The sequence below is a fragment of the Lentimonas sp. CC4 genome, from assembly GCF_902728235.1.
Lineage (GTDB): Bacteria > Verrucomicrobiota > Verrucomicrobiia > Opitutales > Coraliomargaritaceae > Lentimonas.
Window position 1 is genome coordinate 3,228,471 of sequence record NZ_CACVBO010000001.1, and the last position, 17,060, is coordinate 3,245,530.

At 48.4% G+C, this 17,060-nt stretch carries 15 protein-coding genes; 2 read left to right on the forward strand and 13 right to left on the reverse strand.

The window, feature by feature from the left end; translation table 11 throughout:
- Nucleotides 1–4: 4 nt before the first annotated feature.
- Nucleotides 5–1,963 (reverse strand): alpha-amylase family glycosyl hydrolase, encoded by a 1,959-nt coding sequence (locus GZZ87_RS13795; RefSeq protein ID WP_162026356.1) that lies wholly within the window; start codon nt 1,961–1,963, stop codon nt 5–7.
- On the reverse strand, nt 1,956–4,133 hold the full coding sequence (locus tag GZZ87_RS13800; RefSeq protein ID WP_162026358.1) for an HAD-IIB family hydrolase: 2,178 nt from the start codon (nt 4,131–4,133) through the stop codon (nt 1,956–1,958). Before GZZ87_RS13800 ends, GZZ87_RS13795 begins: the two co-directional genes overlap by 8 nt.
- A 285-nt stretch (nt 4,134–4,418) precedes the next feature.
- Here GZZ87_RS13800 and GZZ87_RS13805 point away from each other — a divergent pair, with 285 nt between their 5' ends.
- Nucleotides 4,419–5,243: an HAD-IIB family hydrolase gene (locus GZZ87_RS13805; RefSeq protein ID WP_162026360.1), complete on the forward strand. Its 825-nt coding sequence runs from the start codon at nt 4,419–4,421 to the stop codon at nt 5,241–5,243.
- A 16-nt stretch (nt 5,244–5,259) separates the two neighbouring features.
- Here GZZ87_RS13805 and uvrB read toward each other — a convergent pair whose 3' ends face one another.
- Nucleotides 5,260–7,320, reverse strand: a complete 2,061-nt coding sequence (uvrB, locus tag GZZ87_RS13810; RefSeq protein ID WP_162026362.1) for an excinuclease ABC subunit UvrB — start codon at nt 7,318–7,320, stop codon at nt 5,260–5,262.
- A gap of 374 nt (nt 7,321–7,694) precedes the next feature.
- On the opposite strand from uvrB, the gene GZZ87_RS13815 reads away from it, so the two are divergent.
- On the forward strand, nt 7,695–8,111 hold the full coding sequence (locus tag GZZ87_RS13815; protein WP_162026364.1) for a DCC1-like thiol-disulfide oxidoreductase family protein: 417 nt from the start codon (nt 7,695–7,697) through the stop codon (nt 8,109–8,111).
- A 423-nt stretch (nt 8,112–8,534) separates the two neighbouring features.
- Here the strand turns inward: GZZ87_RS13815 and GZZ87_RS13820 are convergent, their stop codons facing one another.
- The 10 genes from GZZ87_RS13820 to GZZ87_RS13865 form a co-directional block, all read right to left on the reverse strand.
- Nucleotides 8,535–10,013 (reverse strand): putative Na+/H+ antiporter, encoded by a 1,479-nt coding sequence (locus GZZ87_RS13820; RefSeq protein ID WP_244648118.1) that lies wholly within the window; start codon nt 10,011–10,013, stop codon nt 8,535–8,537.
- Nucleotides 10,014–10,280: 267 nt separating this feature from the next.
- The gene (gene mnhG / locus GZZ87_RS13825) at nt 10,281–10,607 is read right to left on the reverse strand and encodes a monovalent cation/H(+) antiporter subunit G (protein WP_162026366.1); all 327 of its coding nucleotides are present in this window, start codon (nt 10,605–10,607) and stop codon (nt 10,281–10,283) included.
- Entirely contained in the window at nt 10,604–10,810 is a 207-nt protein-coding gene (locus GZZ87_RS13830; RefSeq protein WP_162026671.1) for a monovalent cation/H+ antiporter complex subunit F, read from the reverse strand. The genes mnhG and GZZ87_RS13830 overlap by 4 nt, the downstream gene beginning before the upstream one ends.
- 73 nt (nt 10,811–10,883) lie before the next feature.
- Nucleotides 10,884–11,210, reverse strand: coding sequence for a Na+/H+ antiporter subunit E (locus tag GZZ87_RS13835; RefSeq protein ID WP_162026368.1), 327 nt, complete (start codon nt 11,208–11,210; stop codon nt 10,884–10,886).
- The gene (locus GZZ87_RS13840) at nt 11,207–12,721 is read right to left on the reverse strand and encodes a proton-conducting transporter membrane subunit (RefSeq protein ID WP_348534062.1); all 1,515 of its coding nucleotides are present in this window, start codon (nt 12,719–12,721) and stop codon (nt 11,207–11,209) included. The genes GZZ87_RS13835 and GZZ87_RS13840 overlap by 4 nt, the downstream gene beginning before the upstream one ends.
- Nucleotides 12,718–13,065 carry a Na+/H+ antiporter subunit C gene (locus GZZ87_RS13845; RefSeq protein WP_162026369.1) on the reverse strand — a complete coding sequence of 116 codons (348 nt, stop codon included), beginning with the start codon at nt 13,063–13,065 and terminating at the stop codon, nt 12,718–12,720. The genes GZZ87_RS13840 and GZZ87_RS13845 overlap by 4 nt, the downstream gene beginning before the upstream one ends.
- Entirely contained in the window at nt 13,065–13,511 is a 447-nt protein-coding gene (locus GZZ87_RS13850; protein WP_162026371.1) for an MnhB domain-containing protein, read from the reverse strand. The genes GZZ87_RS13845 and GZZ87_RS13850 overlap by 1 nt, the downstream gene beginning before the upstream one ends.
- Nucleotides 13,508–15,847, reverse strand: a complete 2,340-nt coding sequence (locus GZZ87_RS13855) for a putative monovalent cation/H+ antiporter subunit A (RefSeq protein WP_162026372.1) — start codon at nt 15,845–15,847, stop codon at nt 13,508–13,510. The genes GZZ87_RS13850 and GZZ87_RS13855 overlap by 4 nt, the downstream gene beginning before the upstream one ends.
- A 149-nt stretch (nt 15,848–15,996) precedes the next feature.
- Nucleotides 15,997–16,413, reverse strand: coding sequence for a hypothetical protein (locus GZZ87_RS13860; RefSeq protein WP_162026374.1), 417 nt, complete (start codon nt 16,411–16,413; stop codon nt 15,997–15,999).
- Between the two features lie 59 nt (nt 16,414–16,472).
- Nucleotides 16,473–17,027, reverse strand: coding sequence for a hypothetical protein (locus tag GZZ87_RS13865; protein ID WP_162026376.1), 555 nt, complete (start codon nt 17,025–17,027; stop codon nt 16,473–16,475).
- Nucleotides 17,028–17,060 lie beyond the last annotated feature (33 nt).

A 17,060-nucleotide genomic window follows, 5' to 3' on the forward strand; every position in this document is an offset into this window, starting at 1 on the left:
CCATTTAATGTTCTTCCAGCCACAGTAGCTCATACGGTGCGAGTGAAGTCGTCCCACTGGTGGAATACACACGCTCAGAAAAATAGTCCCGCATAAAGTGCGACAAGCCCGCGTAACGTAAGTCCGTCAAATCGATTGACTGTGACTTCTCTGAAAAGTTAGCCAGCACCACGATTTGACAGCCCTCTTCCCAACGTCGATATGCTAAAATATGTGGATGCTCTGTAAACAGCAGTTCCATCTGATTGCCCTGCAATGCAGGCATCTGCTTACGCCCATACAGAATGCGGCAAATCATATCGAAGCAATAACGACGGTAATCCGAACCATCCGCAGCGTCTTCGATCACCGACCAATCCATTGATGGACGATGAATCCAGCGACTGTCATCTGACTTATCTGAATCACTCAAATAACTGTAGTCGTTAAAAATCGCCCATTCTTCACCCATAAACAACATGGGAATGCCACCAATACTACAAAGCACGCCGTAAACCATTCGCATCCGCCGCAAGGCCATCTCAGTCAATCGACGGTCAGACTGAGTGATCGCCTGTTCCATTCCGATCAAAGAAGCCATCGTGCCTGAAACGCGCATATCCCCCGTCTCTTCATTATGCTGAAAAGGCACCCCGCGTGAGAAGCTGCCCTCAAATTGCCCAGTGTAGAAAGCATTCAAGAAACTTCGATGATCGTCTGGATTGATTCCGACCTGCCAGGCATCACCATTATCAAACGACCACCCGATATCATCGTGGCAACGTAGATAATTAAGCCATGCCGAACCGGCTGGCAATGACTGCCGATGACTCAGGGACTGCCGCAACAATTTCACCTCACGCGTCGCTAATGCTTCCCACAACAATGCCATCAGAGTCGGGTTATAGGAGATCTGGCACTCTTCAGGACTAATGTAACGCACCACATCGTCAGGATGCACAATTGCCTCCGATTTAAAGACCAAACTAGGAGCCACGATACGACAAAGTGCATTAAACGCCTGAATCAATAAATGCGCTTCAGGCAAATTCTCGCAACTAGTCCCCATTTGTTTCCAAATAAATGCAACCGCATCTAAGCGCAGCACTTCGACTCCAGTATTGGCCAAATACAGCATCTCCTTTGCCATCGCACAAAACACTTCAGGATTCGCGTATTTCAAGTCCCACTGGAAACTGTTAAAAGACGTCCAAATCCATTTCTGTAAGCTTTCGTGCCAACTGAAGTTACCGCGTCGAATCGTCGGAAATATCTCACGTAGCGTTTCTTCATAACGATCCGGCATCGTTCGATCATCAAACAGGTAATAGTAATCCTGATACGCACGCTCCCCCTCCTGCGCTTTTAATGCCCACTCATGATCATCAGAGGTATGGTTAAAGACAAAATCCAGCACCAGCGAAATACCTGCGCTGCGCAGTTCTGTAGCAAGTTTACGTAGCTCTTGCATACTGCCCAACTTGGGGTCGACACTCCTGTAATCCGAGACAGCATAACCGCCGTCACTGTTACCTTCACGCGCCAAAAAGAGAGGCATCAGATGCAGATACGTTAAACCGATTTCCTTAAAGTATGGCACTTTCTCCCGCAAACGGTGAATATCCCCGGCAAACAAATCGACATAAAGCGACGCTCCTACCATTCGTTCCGACTGAAACCAATTAGGATCATTTTCGCGCCGCAAGTCCAAGCCGCGCAACTCACCGCTGCGCTCCATCCACGAATCCACCATCGCCTTAACGATCTCAGTCAAATGATAAAAGAAATCGTAGTGCTGCCCATAGATACGATACAACAACCCGAACAAGCGCGGCCAATGCCGCTCAAAGCGAGCGTCGAGCAGTTCTATCGACTCATGCGAAACTACATGATTGCCTGACGAACCACGGATACGCTCATGGACGATTGGGCGCAATCGTTCCAACGAGCGGTCCGCTTCGTATTTTAAATCAAACTCAAGCATCTGGTTCAGTTACGCGATCATTCGGTATGCGTATATCTTCAAGGAAATTATAATAATCAATTCCTTCGATGATTCCAGCAGCGTGGTTACCTTCTGCAAAGTATACCCGCGGATGACGTCGAAGTTTTTCAAGCTCCTTGCTATAATTCCCAACAACGACTCCCAAGGTGTTTCCACTCAGCATGGTTTCATCATTCCCGGAATCCCCCGCAACCAAGACACTTTCCATCGGAAAACCCCACTTGTATGCCATATGACGAATGCTCAACCCGCTTCCAGCGCGAAAAGGAATCACATCCAAAAACATTCCCAGTGATACAATCAGATTCGCGCGAATTCCATTTTCACGCAGCATACGGCGAATCGCAGCAACCTTAGGTGCAACTTTCGCATCATAGCCATAGCTAATCTTGAAGCGAGACTGCTCGTGTTCATCTTGATAATGTAGACCATCAACCGTCGCGAGTAACTGGCGTATTGCCTCTGGTTCCCAACGAAAATCTATATGCTGCTGCCAACTCGTATCTTTAGTGAGATTCTTACCATAATAGATTTCAGTGCCAACCGCGGCAATCAACACTTCGGGGCGAGGCATGTCGTGCGCATCAATTAACTGTAAGGCTTCCTCATAGCAGCGTCCGGTCGCGATTCCAAAACCGATGTTCTCATCGACTTGGGCAATCAAATCAAAGAACCGATGCATCGCATCATCATCGCCAGTCAGTGTATTGTCGATATCAGCTACCACCAAACGATCAATCTGTGGCAGATTACGTGGCTTCCGTCCTCGACGTAAGATTGGATTGGGGTCCGCTTGCACAACAATTTCTTTTACACTCCGCATGTAGCGATCACAGTGCGTGTCCCAAGAGTAATACTCGTGCACATTCTTCAACCCAGCCTTGGACCAAACAGACCATTGCTCAGGCTCTAATAAAGCGTGCATCAATGCGCGCTCAATCGACTCAGGATCGAAGGGATCCACCAGACAACCATTGTGGCAATTACCAATAATATCATTGGGGCCACCATTGTTAGTCGCGACAATAGGAGCGCCGCTGGCAGCAGCTTCCAGCAGTGTTAAGCCGAATGGTTCTGTCATCGCAGCATTCACAAAAACGCCTCCAGTTCGAGTGATCTCACGATACAGTGTCGGCACTTCACGAGGCTCATGTTGCTTCGGATACGCCACCTTACCGTAAAGATCATACACATCGATTAAGGTCAAAATACGTGTCAATACAGTGCGCTGTCCAGCTGGCATCGAGCGGATGTCATCACGACTTCCAAGAATTAAAACTAGATTGGCACGCCGCTGCAGAGCGGGCGACTCTCCATACACCTTCACTAGCATTTCTAAATTTTTACGCTCATCAGGCCGAGCCATCGCCGCGATGATTGGCTTGTCTGGCTCCTTCAAAAAACTACGAATAGAAGCTACCAAATCAGACTGCGCTTCATCCTCAATCGGCGGGTGAAATGCGCCCAAATCAATACCCGGCGGAATCACTTCCATGCGTTCAGGAACGTAGTGTTCATAGCACTCGTATTGTTCCTTCACTTCCTGATGCGTGCTGGTGCAGATCAATGAACAAGTCTCCAGCGCAAATTCTTCCGCCTCAATACGTCGTGAAAGGCGATAGCGTTCCTCCATTTTCTCTTCACTGATTCCCGACTCCAACAAACGCTCTTTTTTGATGCGCCCCAAAGAGTGACCAGTAAATACAAAAGGCACACCCAATAGACGAGCGAGTTGCCCTCCACCATAACCAGACTCGGCATAGTGCCCATGAATCACATCCGGAAAGGATCGGTTCTTTTGAAAATATTGCAGACACTGATCCACAAAAGATTCCATGTATGGCCATAACCGAGTCTTACTAATGTAACGTTTAGGACCAAAAGCAATACGGACAATCGATGCCTTGTCATTCAACGGCTCAATTAGTTTGGCATAATCAGAGTCGACTCGCTCATCGATAACATGCCGCGTAATCAAATCAACATGCGCGACATCCTCCCGCTTCGACAGTGCACGCGCCAGTTCGATTACATAACGCGTTTGACCGCCAGTGTCCTCATCACGCCCATACTCTGGATCCGAGCCACGTATTAAACCATGCAAGCTAATTAAAGCTATGCGTATTCCTTTATCACTTTTATTGCTCATCGTATTTTTGTTAAATATCAGATATATAAACCCGACAGGAATGCCGAAGTTATCTATATATAAAATTTATATTTTAATGCGAGGGTTAAACCATAACACGCCTGTCAACCGTTAGTATTTAACAGACGGTTCAGTCGCCTTCAGATTATACATTTTTACTAGATAGAACAGAACCCAAAACACGGTCGCACAATACACGCCTAGGCGCGTAAATCAAATGCAGCAACCAGTTAAATGACAAGAAGGGTTGAAGACAAACAGAAGTGCTGCTATACCATCACTCTTATGCAACAGATAATGACCAGCACCATCGCGACAACGTCTCCTTTTGTATTAGTTACCGACCTAGACGGAACACTGATCCCCTTAAAAGACAGTGCAGAGAACACTGAAGCTCTCAATATACTGGCTGACAACATATCCGATAAAAACATCAAATTTGTCTACGCTACTGGACGTCACTACGCATCCGTCCTTGAAGCAATGAAACAATACGAACTACCCAAACCTGACTGGATCATTTGTGATGTCGGCACCTCCATCTACATCAAAGATGATTCTGGGTATACACCCTTTAAGCACTACCAAGAGTATTTGAGCACACGCACCCAAAAGCTCCCTCGCGAACGAATTGAGGAATTACTATCACATATAGCCGGACTCAACGCACAGGATAGCGAACACCAAGGTTTATTTAAAATAAGTTACTACTGTAGAATCACGCTACTTGAACAGTTAATTCATCAAGTGAATGGGAAGCTAAAGCAATTGAATCTCCCCTACCATTGTATGGGTAGCATCGACCCTTTCGAGAATCGTGGCCTTCTTGACATACTTCCCACAAGCGTCGATAAATCTCATGCGATCGATTGGCTTACAACACACGCAAATTTCAGCTCCGAAGAAGTTGTCTACGCTGGCGACTCTGGGAACGACTACGCAGCACTTTGCGCATTCAAATCGATCCTCGTCGGCAACGCCAGCGATGGGCTCGCAGAGCAGGTCATAAAATCGAAGGCACACTCAGCCGCAAAGACTTTTTACCATGCCAAAGGCTTCGCGACCAGTGGGGTTGTCGAAGGCTGCAAACACTATGGTTTGATCCGCTAGGATAACGCACCTGAAGCTAGCGCTTCTTTTTAGGCAATCCTTTAGCATTATAAACCGCCTTCTTACGCTTGTGCGGCTTTGCCTTTGCACTACCCGTCGCTCCGCCGCCGTGCTTACCTGTCTGCAGTGTATCGATCTGATCGCGCAGCATTGCGGCTTTCTCAAATTCCAGTTTCTGCGCCGCTTCCAACATCTCGCTCTCCAACTCAGCGATCACATGTGCCACATCGATGTCGCCAGACTCAGCTGCGAGCAAGTCATGCCCCTCAGTTTCGTCATAGCGTTTGCCAGGCGCTTGCAGGCTCTCATCAATGCTGCGCTTCACACCTGCGGGAGTAATTCCATGCTCGGTGTTGTATGCCAACTGCTTTTCCCGCCGCGCTCCAGTGACTTCTAATGTCTGGTTAATGGAATTCGTCATAACATCCGCATACAGTATAACGCGGCCTTTCTCATGACGTGCGGCACGGCCTGCGGTTTGGATCAAGCTCGTCGCGCTACGCAGAAAGCCTTCCTTATCCGCATCGAGGATGGCAACCAATGCCACCTCGGGAAGATCCAACCCCTCACGCAATAAGTTGACTCCGATCAGCACGTCGAACTCACCCAACCTCAAACGCCGAAGAATCTCTACACGCTCGATCGCATCGATATCCGAATGCAAATACTCCACACTCAGGCCCGACTCGCGCAAATAGTCGGCCAAATCCTCCGACATGCGCTTTGTCAACGTCGTCGCGAGCGTGCGCTCGCCTTGCTCCGTAGCCTTGCGGACCTCACCCATGAAGTCTTCGACCTGCCCCTTGATCGGACGAATCTCCATTACCGGGTCAATTAACCCCGTCGGGCGAATCACTTGCTCCGCAATGACCGATGAGACTTCTAACTCATGCGCTGCTGGTGTGGCTGACACATAGATCGTTTGATCCGTGATCGATTCAAACTCCTCAAAGGTCTGTGGACGATTGTCCATCGCCGAAGGCAAACGAAATCCATACTCTACCAAACGCTCCTTGCGTGCCCGATCGCCATTATACATTGCCCGCACTTGCGGCAACGTCGCGTGACTCTCATCAATGAAAAGTAGAAAGTCATCGGGAAAGAAGTCGATCAGGCAAAATGGACGCTCACCTGGCTTACGGCCCGACAGATAGCGCGAATAATTTTCAATACCCGTGCAAAACCCCATCTCCTGTAATAGCTCAATATCATATTCCGTGCGCATACGAATACGTTGCGCCTCCAGAAGTAAGTTCTGCGATTCAAACCACGCGATACGATCGTCCAACTCAGCGCGTATCTGTGGCACTGTCTCCGCAATTTTCTCCTTGGGCGTCGCGTATTGAGTCGCCGGATACAGATTAAATATGTCCAACACCGCAGCAGTTGCGCCAGTCAACGGATCCAATTCGCGAATGCTCTCGATTTCATCACCCCAGAATTCCACACGAATAGCAGTCTCCATATAGGCCGGAAAGATATCGACCACATCACCACGCACACGAAATGTGCCACGCTTGAAAGCGACATCATTACGCTCATATAGCACCTCAACGAGACGTTCGAGGAACTCATCTCTAGAAATCTCCATGCCCGCTTCCAGCGGAATCATCATCTCTTTAAAATCCTCAGGCGAACCGAGTCCGTAGATGCAAGAGACACTGGCAATCACGATGACATCCTTGCGACTGATCAACGATGAGGATGCAGCAATGCGTAGGCGCTCAATCTCATCGTTAATCGAAGAGTCCTTCTCGATATAGGTATCGGTTTGAGGGATATAGGCCTCAGGCTGGTAGTAGTCGTAAAAGCTGACAAAATACTCGACCGCATTATCAGGAAAGAAGGACTTAAACTCCGAGTAAAGTTGTGCGGCTAAAGTTTTATTATGCGAGAGAATCAGTGTCGGACGTTGCAGCTGCTGGATCATATTCGCCATCGTGAATGTTTTCCCCGAGCCAGTCACACCGAGCAAAGTCTGGCGTTTATTGCCCGCACGCACCGACTCCACCAAGGCCTGAATCGCCTGAGGCTGATCGCCTTGCGGTTGATAGTCACTGTTTAGTTTAAAATCCACACCACCACAGAAAACGAGGAACGATGTATGGGCAAGCGGAAGCGCCTGAATCCTACGTTGAAGCGACTGATATGCGCAACCCAAGTCGTAGCGAACTCGCGCTAGCGAGGTCGACCGAAGACACGGAGGCACACAGCAGACACGACTAGCCTCGCATCGTAATAATACACCCAACCACCGAACCGTGTAGCCAACTCGCGCTAGCGAGGTCGACCGAAGGCACGGAGGCACACAGCAGACACGACTAGCCTCGCATCGCTACAGTAAGTTTCCCAGAAGAACCATCCAGACATCCGAAGAATAGTGCACTGAATTAATCGAGTAACAGACTTCGGCTGTCGACAAATCCATCTAGAGGTCCATTGATCTGTCCTGTGAAACCGAAGAGCAAAGCAATCTTATTTTTTGATGGTAACTGTGGGCTATGCAATCGCAGCGTTCAGTTCCTTATTCGCAAAGATAAGCGCAAGCATCTCTATTTTGCACCAATCCAAGGTATCGCCGCTCAAGCCATCTTACCTGAGAAGTATCGACTGGCTCTAGATACAGTCGTCTATCAACGTGTTGCTAAAGATGGGCATACCACGCTTCTATTTCGCTCAGATGCGGCCCTGCTCGCTTTAATTGACACTCGTAGCCTATGGCGCTTCCTAGCGCGTATCGCGCTATGGCTACCACGCAGCCTTCGAGATCGGGTGTATGACGCCATCGCAATGCGCCGTCAGAAATCCCTGAAGTCTGCCACTTGCCCGATGCCTAGTCGGGAGGTGCATGCGCGCATCTTACCCTGAAATATAAACCTAGATTCGGCAGTTGCCATGGGCTCTGATTCTTAAACCGTTAATGGACCTTAATTAACGTCAATCCTGCCCACTGCCAAAATGGCGAATGAGATAACACGTGATTCCTAGTTCGAGGCGCCACTCAAGTATTTAAGCAGTATGTGTTTAGAACCTCTGATTAACCTTAAAAGAGTAGTTAGGAGCTAAATATCAGTATTTTATGAGCAATCTTCGATTCGCCAAATTGGCGCCAGCGAACGCGACTGTAAGGGATTCATTACCAAGGACTAACTTGCTACGCCATCTACGGCAGACCTCCGTCGTAGTTTTAACTCACCTTTTTAGGTTCAACTCAGCTTTTTAGGATAAAAATAGGCGCTTCGGATAAACCGAAGCGCCTATTGAAAAAATATCGCGACCTAATGCACGAGCCTAGTGAGGCAGGACAATAAAGACACAAGCCATCACTAATGTTGGAAAAAGCGCTCCGAGCAATAACTTGAACGGCGAAACTCCGTCCTTGAAATATTTACTCAAGATACTTTGCCCCGCGGGATTCGGCGCGTTGGCGATCACCGTTAAGCCACCGCCTGTCACAGCACCCGCGACCACGGCATACTCTAGGCCTTGAGAATTAGCCAAGGCCGCCCCAGTCTTAGAGATCCACTGACCTGCAATAAATTGGTCTGGGCTAAATACAGGGACCTGCGAGGCAAGGAAGGTAATTGCCGCATTATCATTGAATGCAGTTAGAATGGTTGCACCGATGAACAGTGGCACTTCCGCTAGTGAACTCAGCACGGGGGAAATCCACCAACCTTGCAGACCTCCATGCGTCACCAATCCTGCCAAGAAAAAACCCACCAAGATTGGCGACTTTAATTTGATGTCATACTGGTGATGATGCGTCGCCATGGTAAACGCCAAGAAAAACAAGAAACCTGCGATGAAGAATGCAGGATGGTGCAGTGTCAGCACTGTCCATGCAACAAAGCCTAAGTGCACTATAATAATCCAATATGGCGCAGGCTCTGGCTCGTCATCAGCTCCGCTCTGTTCCAATGCCTCATGGCGTGCTGCTAAGTCCTTAAACTCCTTCTTGAAGATGAAGAAATACACGGCCGTCGCGACCACGATCCCCAGCACCGCGCGCCACCCGAAATGCGTGAACATGAATGGCATGTTCCAGTGCCATGCGTTGGCGACCATCAAAACTGGAGGTGCAGCAAAGTGAGTGAGCGTGCCACCGACAGAAATGTTCACAAACAACAGACCCAGCGTCGCATATTTGAACTTCGGAGACGGGTCTAGCATGTAAAATTGATGACCAATCAACAGTGCAGCAATCGTCATTGCAGCAGGTTCTGTAATAAAGGAGCCTAATAGTGGAGCCACCACCAGAATGGACAGCCACCATGCCGCTGGTGTGCGCTTCCCGATCGATGCAACCGAACGTAAGCACGTCTCAGCGATTTGAATCACAGGTCGACTGGAAGCGATCGCCATAATAATCACAACGAACATCGGCTCTGTGAAATTACGGTTATCAATGTAATGCGCTGCGACTTCAAACCCCTCGGGCTTCATGAATACAAGTGCGAGCAAGAGCGGAATCAGCCAGATACCAAAAATCGCTTCGACCTCCCCCAAAAAGTGAAAGAGTGTCGACTTAAAGCTGACAGGGTCTTTGCCCTCAACATACTTCTTAGTGTGTAAGGCAATTGCATTGTGATGCTCTACCTCATATTTATGCGCGAGCTTGTTAAAAGTCGTCGCTAGAAATGTATGTGCAACCGCCAGTAGAAAGATGACAGTCGCCACGACATTAATCGGATCTGCGCTTGCACGCAGTTTTAACTGATCGATTAATCCAAGCTCCTCGCCCGTCTCAGACGCCTGTTCTAATTCCATGGCGTGGTATGTCGCCTCCGAGATTGGGAATTCTTGAGCATCATCATGAGATGCGTGACCTCCGCCTCCAGCATTGGCAAAACTAAGAGCACAAAGCATCAAGCCACCAATGACTGTTGCGTGTTTTAGGTGTATACAGAACAAACTAGCAATTAGGGTTCTAAAGGGATTCATAGAGCTACCTAGCAATCGCCAAAAACCACATTAAGCAAGATTTTTCCACATTTTATCCACATTTAATATTTAAAGCCCGAAGGCTTTAACCGCCTAGTCACGCTCATCTTCTGAAAGCTGATCACGTCCAGTCTTAGACCAAAGCTTAACTCCCTTACGATAAGCAACTTCTCCAATTGTCTGCGCAGCAATCGGGGTGGTAATATAGAAGAATACGATGATAAAAAGTGCGGTGATCGAAGCGCGTAGCGAATGAAAGTGCAATGCTGCAGCGCACACCATTAATGCAGCGCCAAATGCGCCCGCTTTCGTCGCGGCATGCATTCGCATGTAGAAATCAGGCATACGGTTCACACCCAACGCAGCAACGAAGGCAAAAAACGAGCCCAATATCATTAATACTGCTACCAATATACTCATCGTTTTGTCCGCCTCCCTAAATATCGTGCAAAAGCCACCGTCCCAAGAAAACTAACCAGGGAAATTCCAAATGCTGTCTCTAATAATATCATCTGCTCGAAATAGACAGCAAACAACACAATCAAGCAGAGGCAGACTCCTCCCACCAAATCTAAAGCGACGACTCGATCAAACGGCGTTGGCCCCATTAAAATGCGACGCATCGCAAGCACTAGAGCTGCCAATAGGAAGACTGATGAAATCGCAAATGCGATCGCAATTGGACTGTCAAAAGCTTCAAACCACACGTCTTACCCGCTTTCCGTAATCATTTAATAATTGATCAGCAATCTCCTCAACTTCCCCATCCAAATACATCGAATGAATGTAGAGCTTATCATGATTCTCCGACACGGTTAAGCCCAAGGTTCCAGGAGTCATTGTAATAAAATTTGCCATCAGCGCGATTTGACGATCACTCATATCAGCCACATTCAGCGCAATGATACCGGGCGTCATCCGGTGCGTGGGTGTCAACACATCGTAGGCCACCCGAAGATTCGAAACGAGAACCTCCTTCAAATAGAACAGCAAAAACTCAGCAAATGCAAATAAGCGCTTCATGGCGACACCTCCAATACTTCAGGCATCACTGCCGATATATAAGACTCTGGGTTTAATAATTGTGCAGCAGCTCGCTCCGAAAAAGCGAATAGAGGCTCTCCAACAATCCCGATCAGGATGGTTGAGACAGCCAAAATGACGATAGGGACAAGCATGCACGCGAGCGATCCGATCGGCTTGCCCGGTTGCACATCCACATCCTCAGGCTGTGTCTTCCAAAAAGCTTCAGCCCAGATCTTAGTCATCGAATACAAGGTCAGCACTCCCACAAGTAGGGCTGCCGTAACCGGTAGCCAGCTCTCGATCTCAATGCCGGATTTTACCAGAGCAAACTTGGCCCAGAACCCCGAGAGCGGTGGAATGCCCCCGAGCGAAAATGCCGGAATAAAAAACAGCACCGCGAGCCATGGAGCCGATACTGCCAAACCACCGACCTTCGACAAATCGCAGCTCCCCTTCAGACGTATGACCACCCCACTCACAAGGAACAGGTTCGTCTTCACAATAATATGGTGCACAAGATAAAAAATCGCGGCGGAAATCGCCAAAGGCGTCATAAATGCCAAACCGAGCACCATATAACCGATCTGGCTCACAATATGAAACGATAGAATACGGCGCATATCGAACTGAGACGCGGCGCCAAGCACGCCTGTAATCATAGTTAGAACCGCCAACCATAAAATGATCGTCTGCACTTCAGGAAACAAGGGTGCAAACATCAGCGTATACGAACGAAACAGCGCATATACCCCGACCTTAGTCAACAAGCCCGCAAAGACCGCGGACACTGCGGAAGGCGGCGTATGGTAAGATGCAGGCAACCAGAAGAAAAACGGAAACATACCAGCCTTTAAACCGAAGGCGACTAGTAACAACATCGAACTGCTAATGGCCCAATTCACATTCTCAGCCGCAGCCAAATGCTGAGCAATATCAGCCATGTTCAATGTCCCAGTTTTGCCATAAATCATGCCAGCACCGATCAAAAACATCACCGAAGAAAGCAAGTTTAGGCATACATACTTCAGCCCGCCTTCTAGCTCTTCCTTCGCCCCCCCCATTGACATGAGGACAAACGAAGCGATCAACATGACCTCGAACCAGACATAAAGATTAAACAAATCTCCAGTTAGAAAGGCACCGTTGACGCCCCAAATCAGAACGAGATAGAGCGGAAAAAAGAACTTCTTCAACCGCGCTTCATCTATTTCACTCAAGGCATAGATCGCTACAGCCGCGCCCATGAACGAGGATACCGCAACCATGATCGCACTAAATCGATCGGCGACCATAGTAATGCCAAGGGGTGCACTCCATTCTCCCATGTGAATCACTAAATAATCAACTTGGTCGACCACATAGAGTAGATTCAGCGAAGCCACAAAGGTAACACAGGCAAAAAAGACCCCGCCAATGCGCTGGAAAGTCAATGAACGTGCCCCGATCAACAGTGTAATCACCCCCAACAACGGGAGTATAATAGGTAGTAATAGCGCGTAATTAATCACGTGTCTGTATTATCAAAAGCGTTAATGTCGTCGTCGCCCACAGCTTCATGTGCGCGACAGACCAAAGTTAATAGGAACGCAGTCAGACCGAACCCGATCACAATTGCAGTCAGCACCATCGCCTGTGGCAACGGATCTCCAAAAGGTGCTTCAGGTGCAGTCGCACCCGCTTGGACCAATGCCGGACGTCCAGCCAGCAATCCACCAGAGGTAAATACCAATAAATTGGCTCCTTGAGAAATCAGCACGATCCCAATGACGAGCTTAACAATGCTGCGCCGCAACAAACTGTAAATGCCTGTCGCAAATAAGACCCCAATAAGAAAAGCAATTAGTGGCTCCATTATTTAACTCCCTCCCCATCATCTGGTTCACCTAATTCTGCCAAATTAAAAGTCGTATGAAGCGTAAATCCAATGACCACTAAATACACTCCAATATCAAATACCAAAGGTGTGCCCAAATGAATCGCACCTAACAGCGGCAGATAAAAAGTAGGCAACCACGCACCCGTCAAAAACGCCCCACCATGTAGCATCCCTGGCAAACCGCTCAAAACAGCAACCGCTAAGCCCACGCCCAGTAAAGTCACCGGATCAATACGTAACTTCGCTTTCGCAGCGTCCATACCACTACCAATCCCCACTAGGATAAATGCGGTCGCAGCCATCAACCCTCCGATAAATCCGCCACCCGGTAAATTATGCCCACGATACAACACCACTAAGGATAGTAGAAGTAAGCACGGGAACAGGATATGACTCGCCTGTCTTAATATAAAATACCTCATGAAATTCGCCCCTTTCGCCCTTTCGCCCGAACCGACACCAGCGCCGCAATTCCCAGTGCAGCAGCCGAAACCACAACGATCTCACCCAAGGTATCCATCGCACGGAAATCAACAAGTATGACATTCACTACATTCTTTCCCTTGGCTTCTGGATAACTCATCGCAGCCAACTTCTCAGAAATCGCATGGTTGAACTGAATGTTTACCGCTTTGAGCACCAAGAGCATAATGAGGAAACCAAAAGTGCTCGCTAAAACAGCATCTCGTATCCGCACCATCCGTCTAGAAATAATTCTGAGTGGTGGCAGTCGTAAAATTACATACATGAACAGCACCACCGTTAAAGTCTCAACCAGCAACTGAGTGATCGCGAGGTCTGGAGCACCATAATAGACAAAAATCATGGCGACTCCGAAACCCACAACGCCCAAGGCAACCAACACAGTCACATACGTCGTGGCAGTCACTGCAATGATACTGGCAGCGACCATAACCAGCACTAGGCCAGTCACAATTACATTAAACTCAGACCAATCGACATCAAATTGCAGACCCCCATAATTGAGAATTGCCCAGGACAAGAAACCTACGGTCACTGCAACAATCATGAAAACATAGTCATGCAAACGCCCAGTCTGAAGCCAGCTAGTTTGCGACTTAGCCAGCCACATCGTGCCATTGAAAATACGTCCATACATCGCATCCGCACCCCACGGACGAATTGCAGCGAGCACGCGATCAGATACCGCCCAGAACTTTGTGCGACAAAGAAACACCAATACTCCACCGAGGACTGTCACACCACTCAACAGCAGCGGCAAGTTGGGCTGAACCAAATGCCACAGTTCTAGTTTCAAATGCACGATTTCCGTGCCTTGAATGGAAGCGATCGCCGGCGAAACCAATGCCTCGGTTACTAAGAATGGGAAAATACCAATCACCAAACCAGCAACCGATAATACGATCGGGCCGACCCACATCGCAAAAGGCGCTTCGTGTGGCTTTTTAGGCAAGGCGGCAACGTTGGATTTCCCGAAGAACGGCCCGACGCCGGCCTTCAAGGCCAAGCCCATCATCAGCAAATTACCCACTAAAGCAGCACCTAGAAAGAACATCTCAAAGCCGTCAAGCTTCACGCCAGCCTTATAGATTAACTCTTTGCCAATAAATCCGAAGAACGGTGGTAAGCCCGACATTGAAAGCGCGGCTAAAACACCCGCGATTGCAGTAATCGGCATCAACTTACGCAGTCCACGGAGGATTGTGACATCACGCGTGCCTGTTTCGTGATCCACCGAACCCACCACCATAAACAGCGTTGCTTTATAGAGTGCATGCCCCAACAGAAACACAACCATCGCCTTGATCGCATATTGCGAGCCGATCCCGAGGAGTAAGGTCAGCACGCCTAGCACACCGAGTGTAGTATAAGCCAAAATTGCCTTCGCGTCTTTTTGAAACAAGCCGAGACAGACCGCTAGCAACAAGGTGACACTACCAAAAATCGCCAGCGTGTATTCCCACAAGCCACTGCCACTTAGCGCAGGGTTCAAACGCGCCATCAAAAAGATCCCCGCCTTCACCATCGTTGCGGAGTGTAAGTAAGCGCTTACCGGTGTGGGGCCTGCCATCGCATTCGGTAACCAGAAGTGAAAAGGCACTTGAGCACTCTTAGTAAAGGCACCGCCCAGCACCAAGATGACAATTGCCGTATACCAAGGGCTGGCGTGCAAAATATCACCCATGCCATTGATTTCACTAAACGACAGGCTCCCAGTCACTACGCCTAGTAATATAAAGCCTGCCAACATCGACATGGCTCCGAGCCCAGTCACCAACAGCGCTTGAAGCGCCTTCCAGCGAGCGATCTTCTGCTCGTGGTTGAAGCCAATCAACAAATACGAAGTAATACTGGTCAACTCCCAGAAAACAAAGAGCAGGATCAAATTATCCGAAAGCACTAAGCCCAACATCGCCCCCATAAAGGACAATAAATACAAATAAAAACGCCCTAAGCGTGGGTGTCCATGCATATAGGCACCCGCATACAGGACAATAAAGCCACCGACCCCCGTCACCAGTAGTGCCATTAACAAGGACAAACCATCCAAGCGTAAACTAAAAGCGGCTCCCAAGCTAGAAAACCACTCAACATTATACACTAGAACTGAGCCAGAGGCGATCGCACCTTCCTGCGACGCTAGTAACACAAAAGCTCCAAAGGGTGCTACCGCGAGCAACCAAGAGCAACGATCCTTCAAGAGCCGAAAAAGCAGCGGTGCCGCAAAAGAGGCACCAAACACAAGTAGAAGACTAAATAATAAAATTCCCGACATGGTAAGAAGATCGGCAACAAACCTAAGTCGACACGTTTATTCAAGACTATCTAGACGTTTTATAGAACATTTTTCTAAGACACTTCTATTTACAAAATGACCGAGTGCGCTGCTTTCATCCCTTGTAGATGAGCCATTTACCATTTTCACTAGCGTTGCTGCACTTGCAGCGGTGTCACTCCATGCAAGCGCCCTGAGTCCAACCAACCGACTAAATTGTTGGTGCCGCGCACTCCAACCACCATTCCCATAAAGGCAGTCAACGCCAATATTACAATGAGCCTACGCATCCAGCGCCCCTTTGAAACGGCGCAGCGCAGATCGATGACCGCGTTGGATAACCAGCCCAAATATGTGAATGCAACGAAGTAAAAATTAGCATCGTAATAGCTACAGATATAGTCACGCATCCACTGAGGATACTCGTGTTTCAAAAACTCATAGACCTCGGGACTTTGCCAAAAGCCCCAATACTCCCTAAAACCAGTGAGTAACAACAGCCACATCATAGCGACCACCACTAATATAGTCAGGAAATAGAATTGGTATCTAGGTGTTGTCGGCATCACGACTTAGATGATACGCAACGGCGCGGTGAGTCAGCTAGAAAGCTTAGAGTTTCAATCTAAGAATCTGGGCTAACGCCTGCTGCAGTCACTGGAACAGCTGAGCTAGAGCGGTTTTGACGAAATTGAAAGCGGTTAACATCTCGCAATGAAAGAATTTTACCAGTTTCTGCATAATTCTTCGATGTTTGCATCATCGACTCATACATACGCTTGTCTTCGATCTGCTTCGATGTCGTTCCAGTGCTGATTTGCGCCTGATCCTCCAATTGGGCGAGGCGGCCATTCCACTTAGAGATATCCATCTTTTTTTCAGGAAACTCCATCATTTCCGCCTTAAAACGCTCTTTGTCCTTGGTTTCCTCCATCGAAATGTTCGATCTCTTCGATCCAAGTGCAGAATAATGCGAGTCATATTGCTTAAACGGAAATGACTTTTTCATCAGATCCGACTGCTGTCCTCCCGACCAAGACTTCTGCTCAAATCGCTTCTGCGAGACTCCGGAGGCCTGTTTACCTAAAGAATCCACCCCAAATGCGTCACCATGTAACCAGGTGCCAGCCATGAGAAAGGCTGAAGTGATAAAAATAATGAGAGGGGCACGATTAAACATAAGGCAGCGAGATAATTAGGGAAACAAATCACA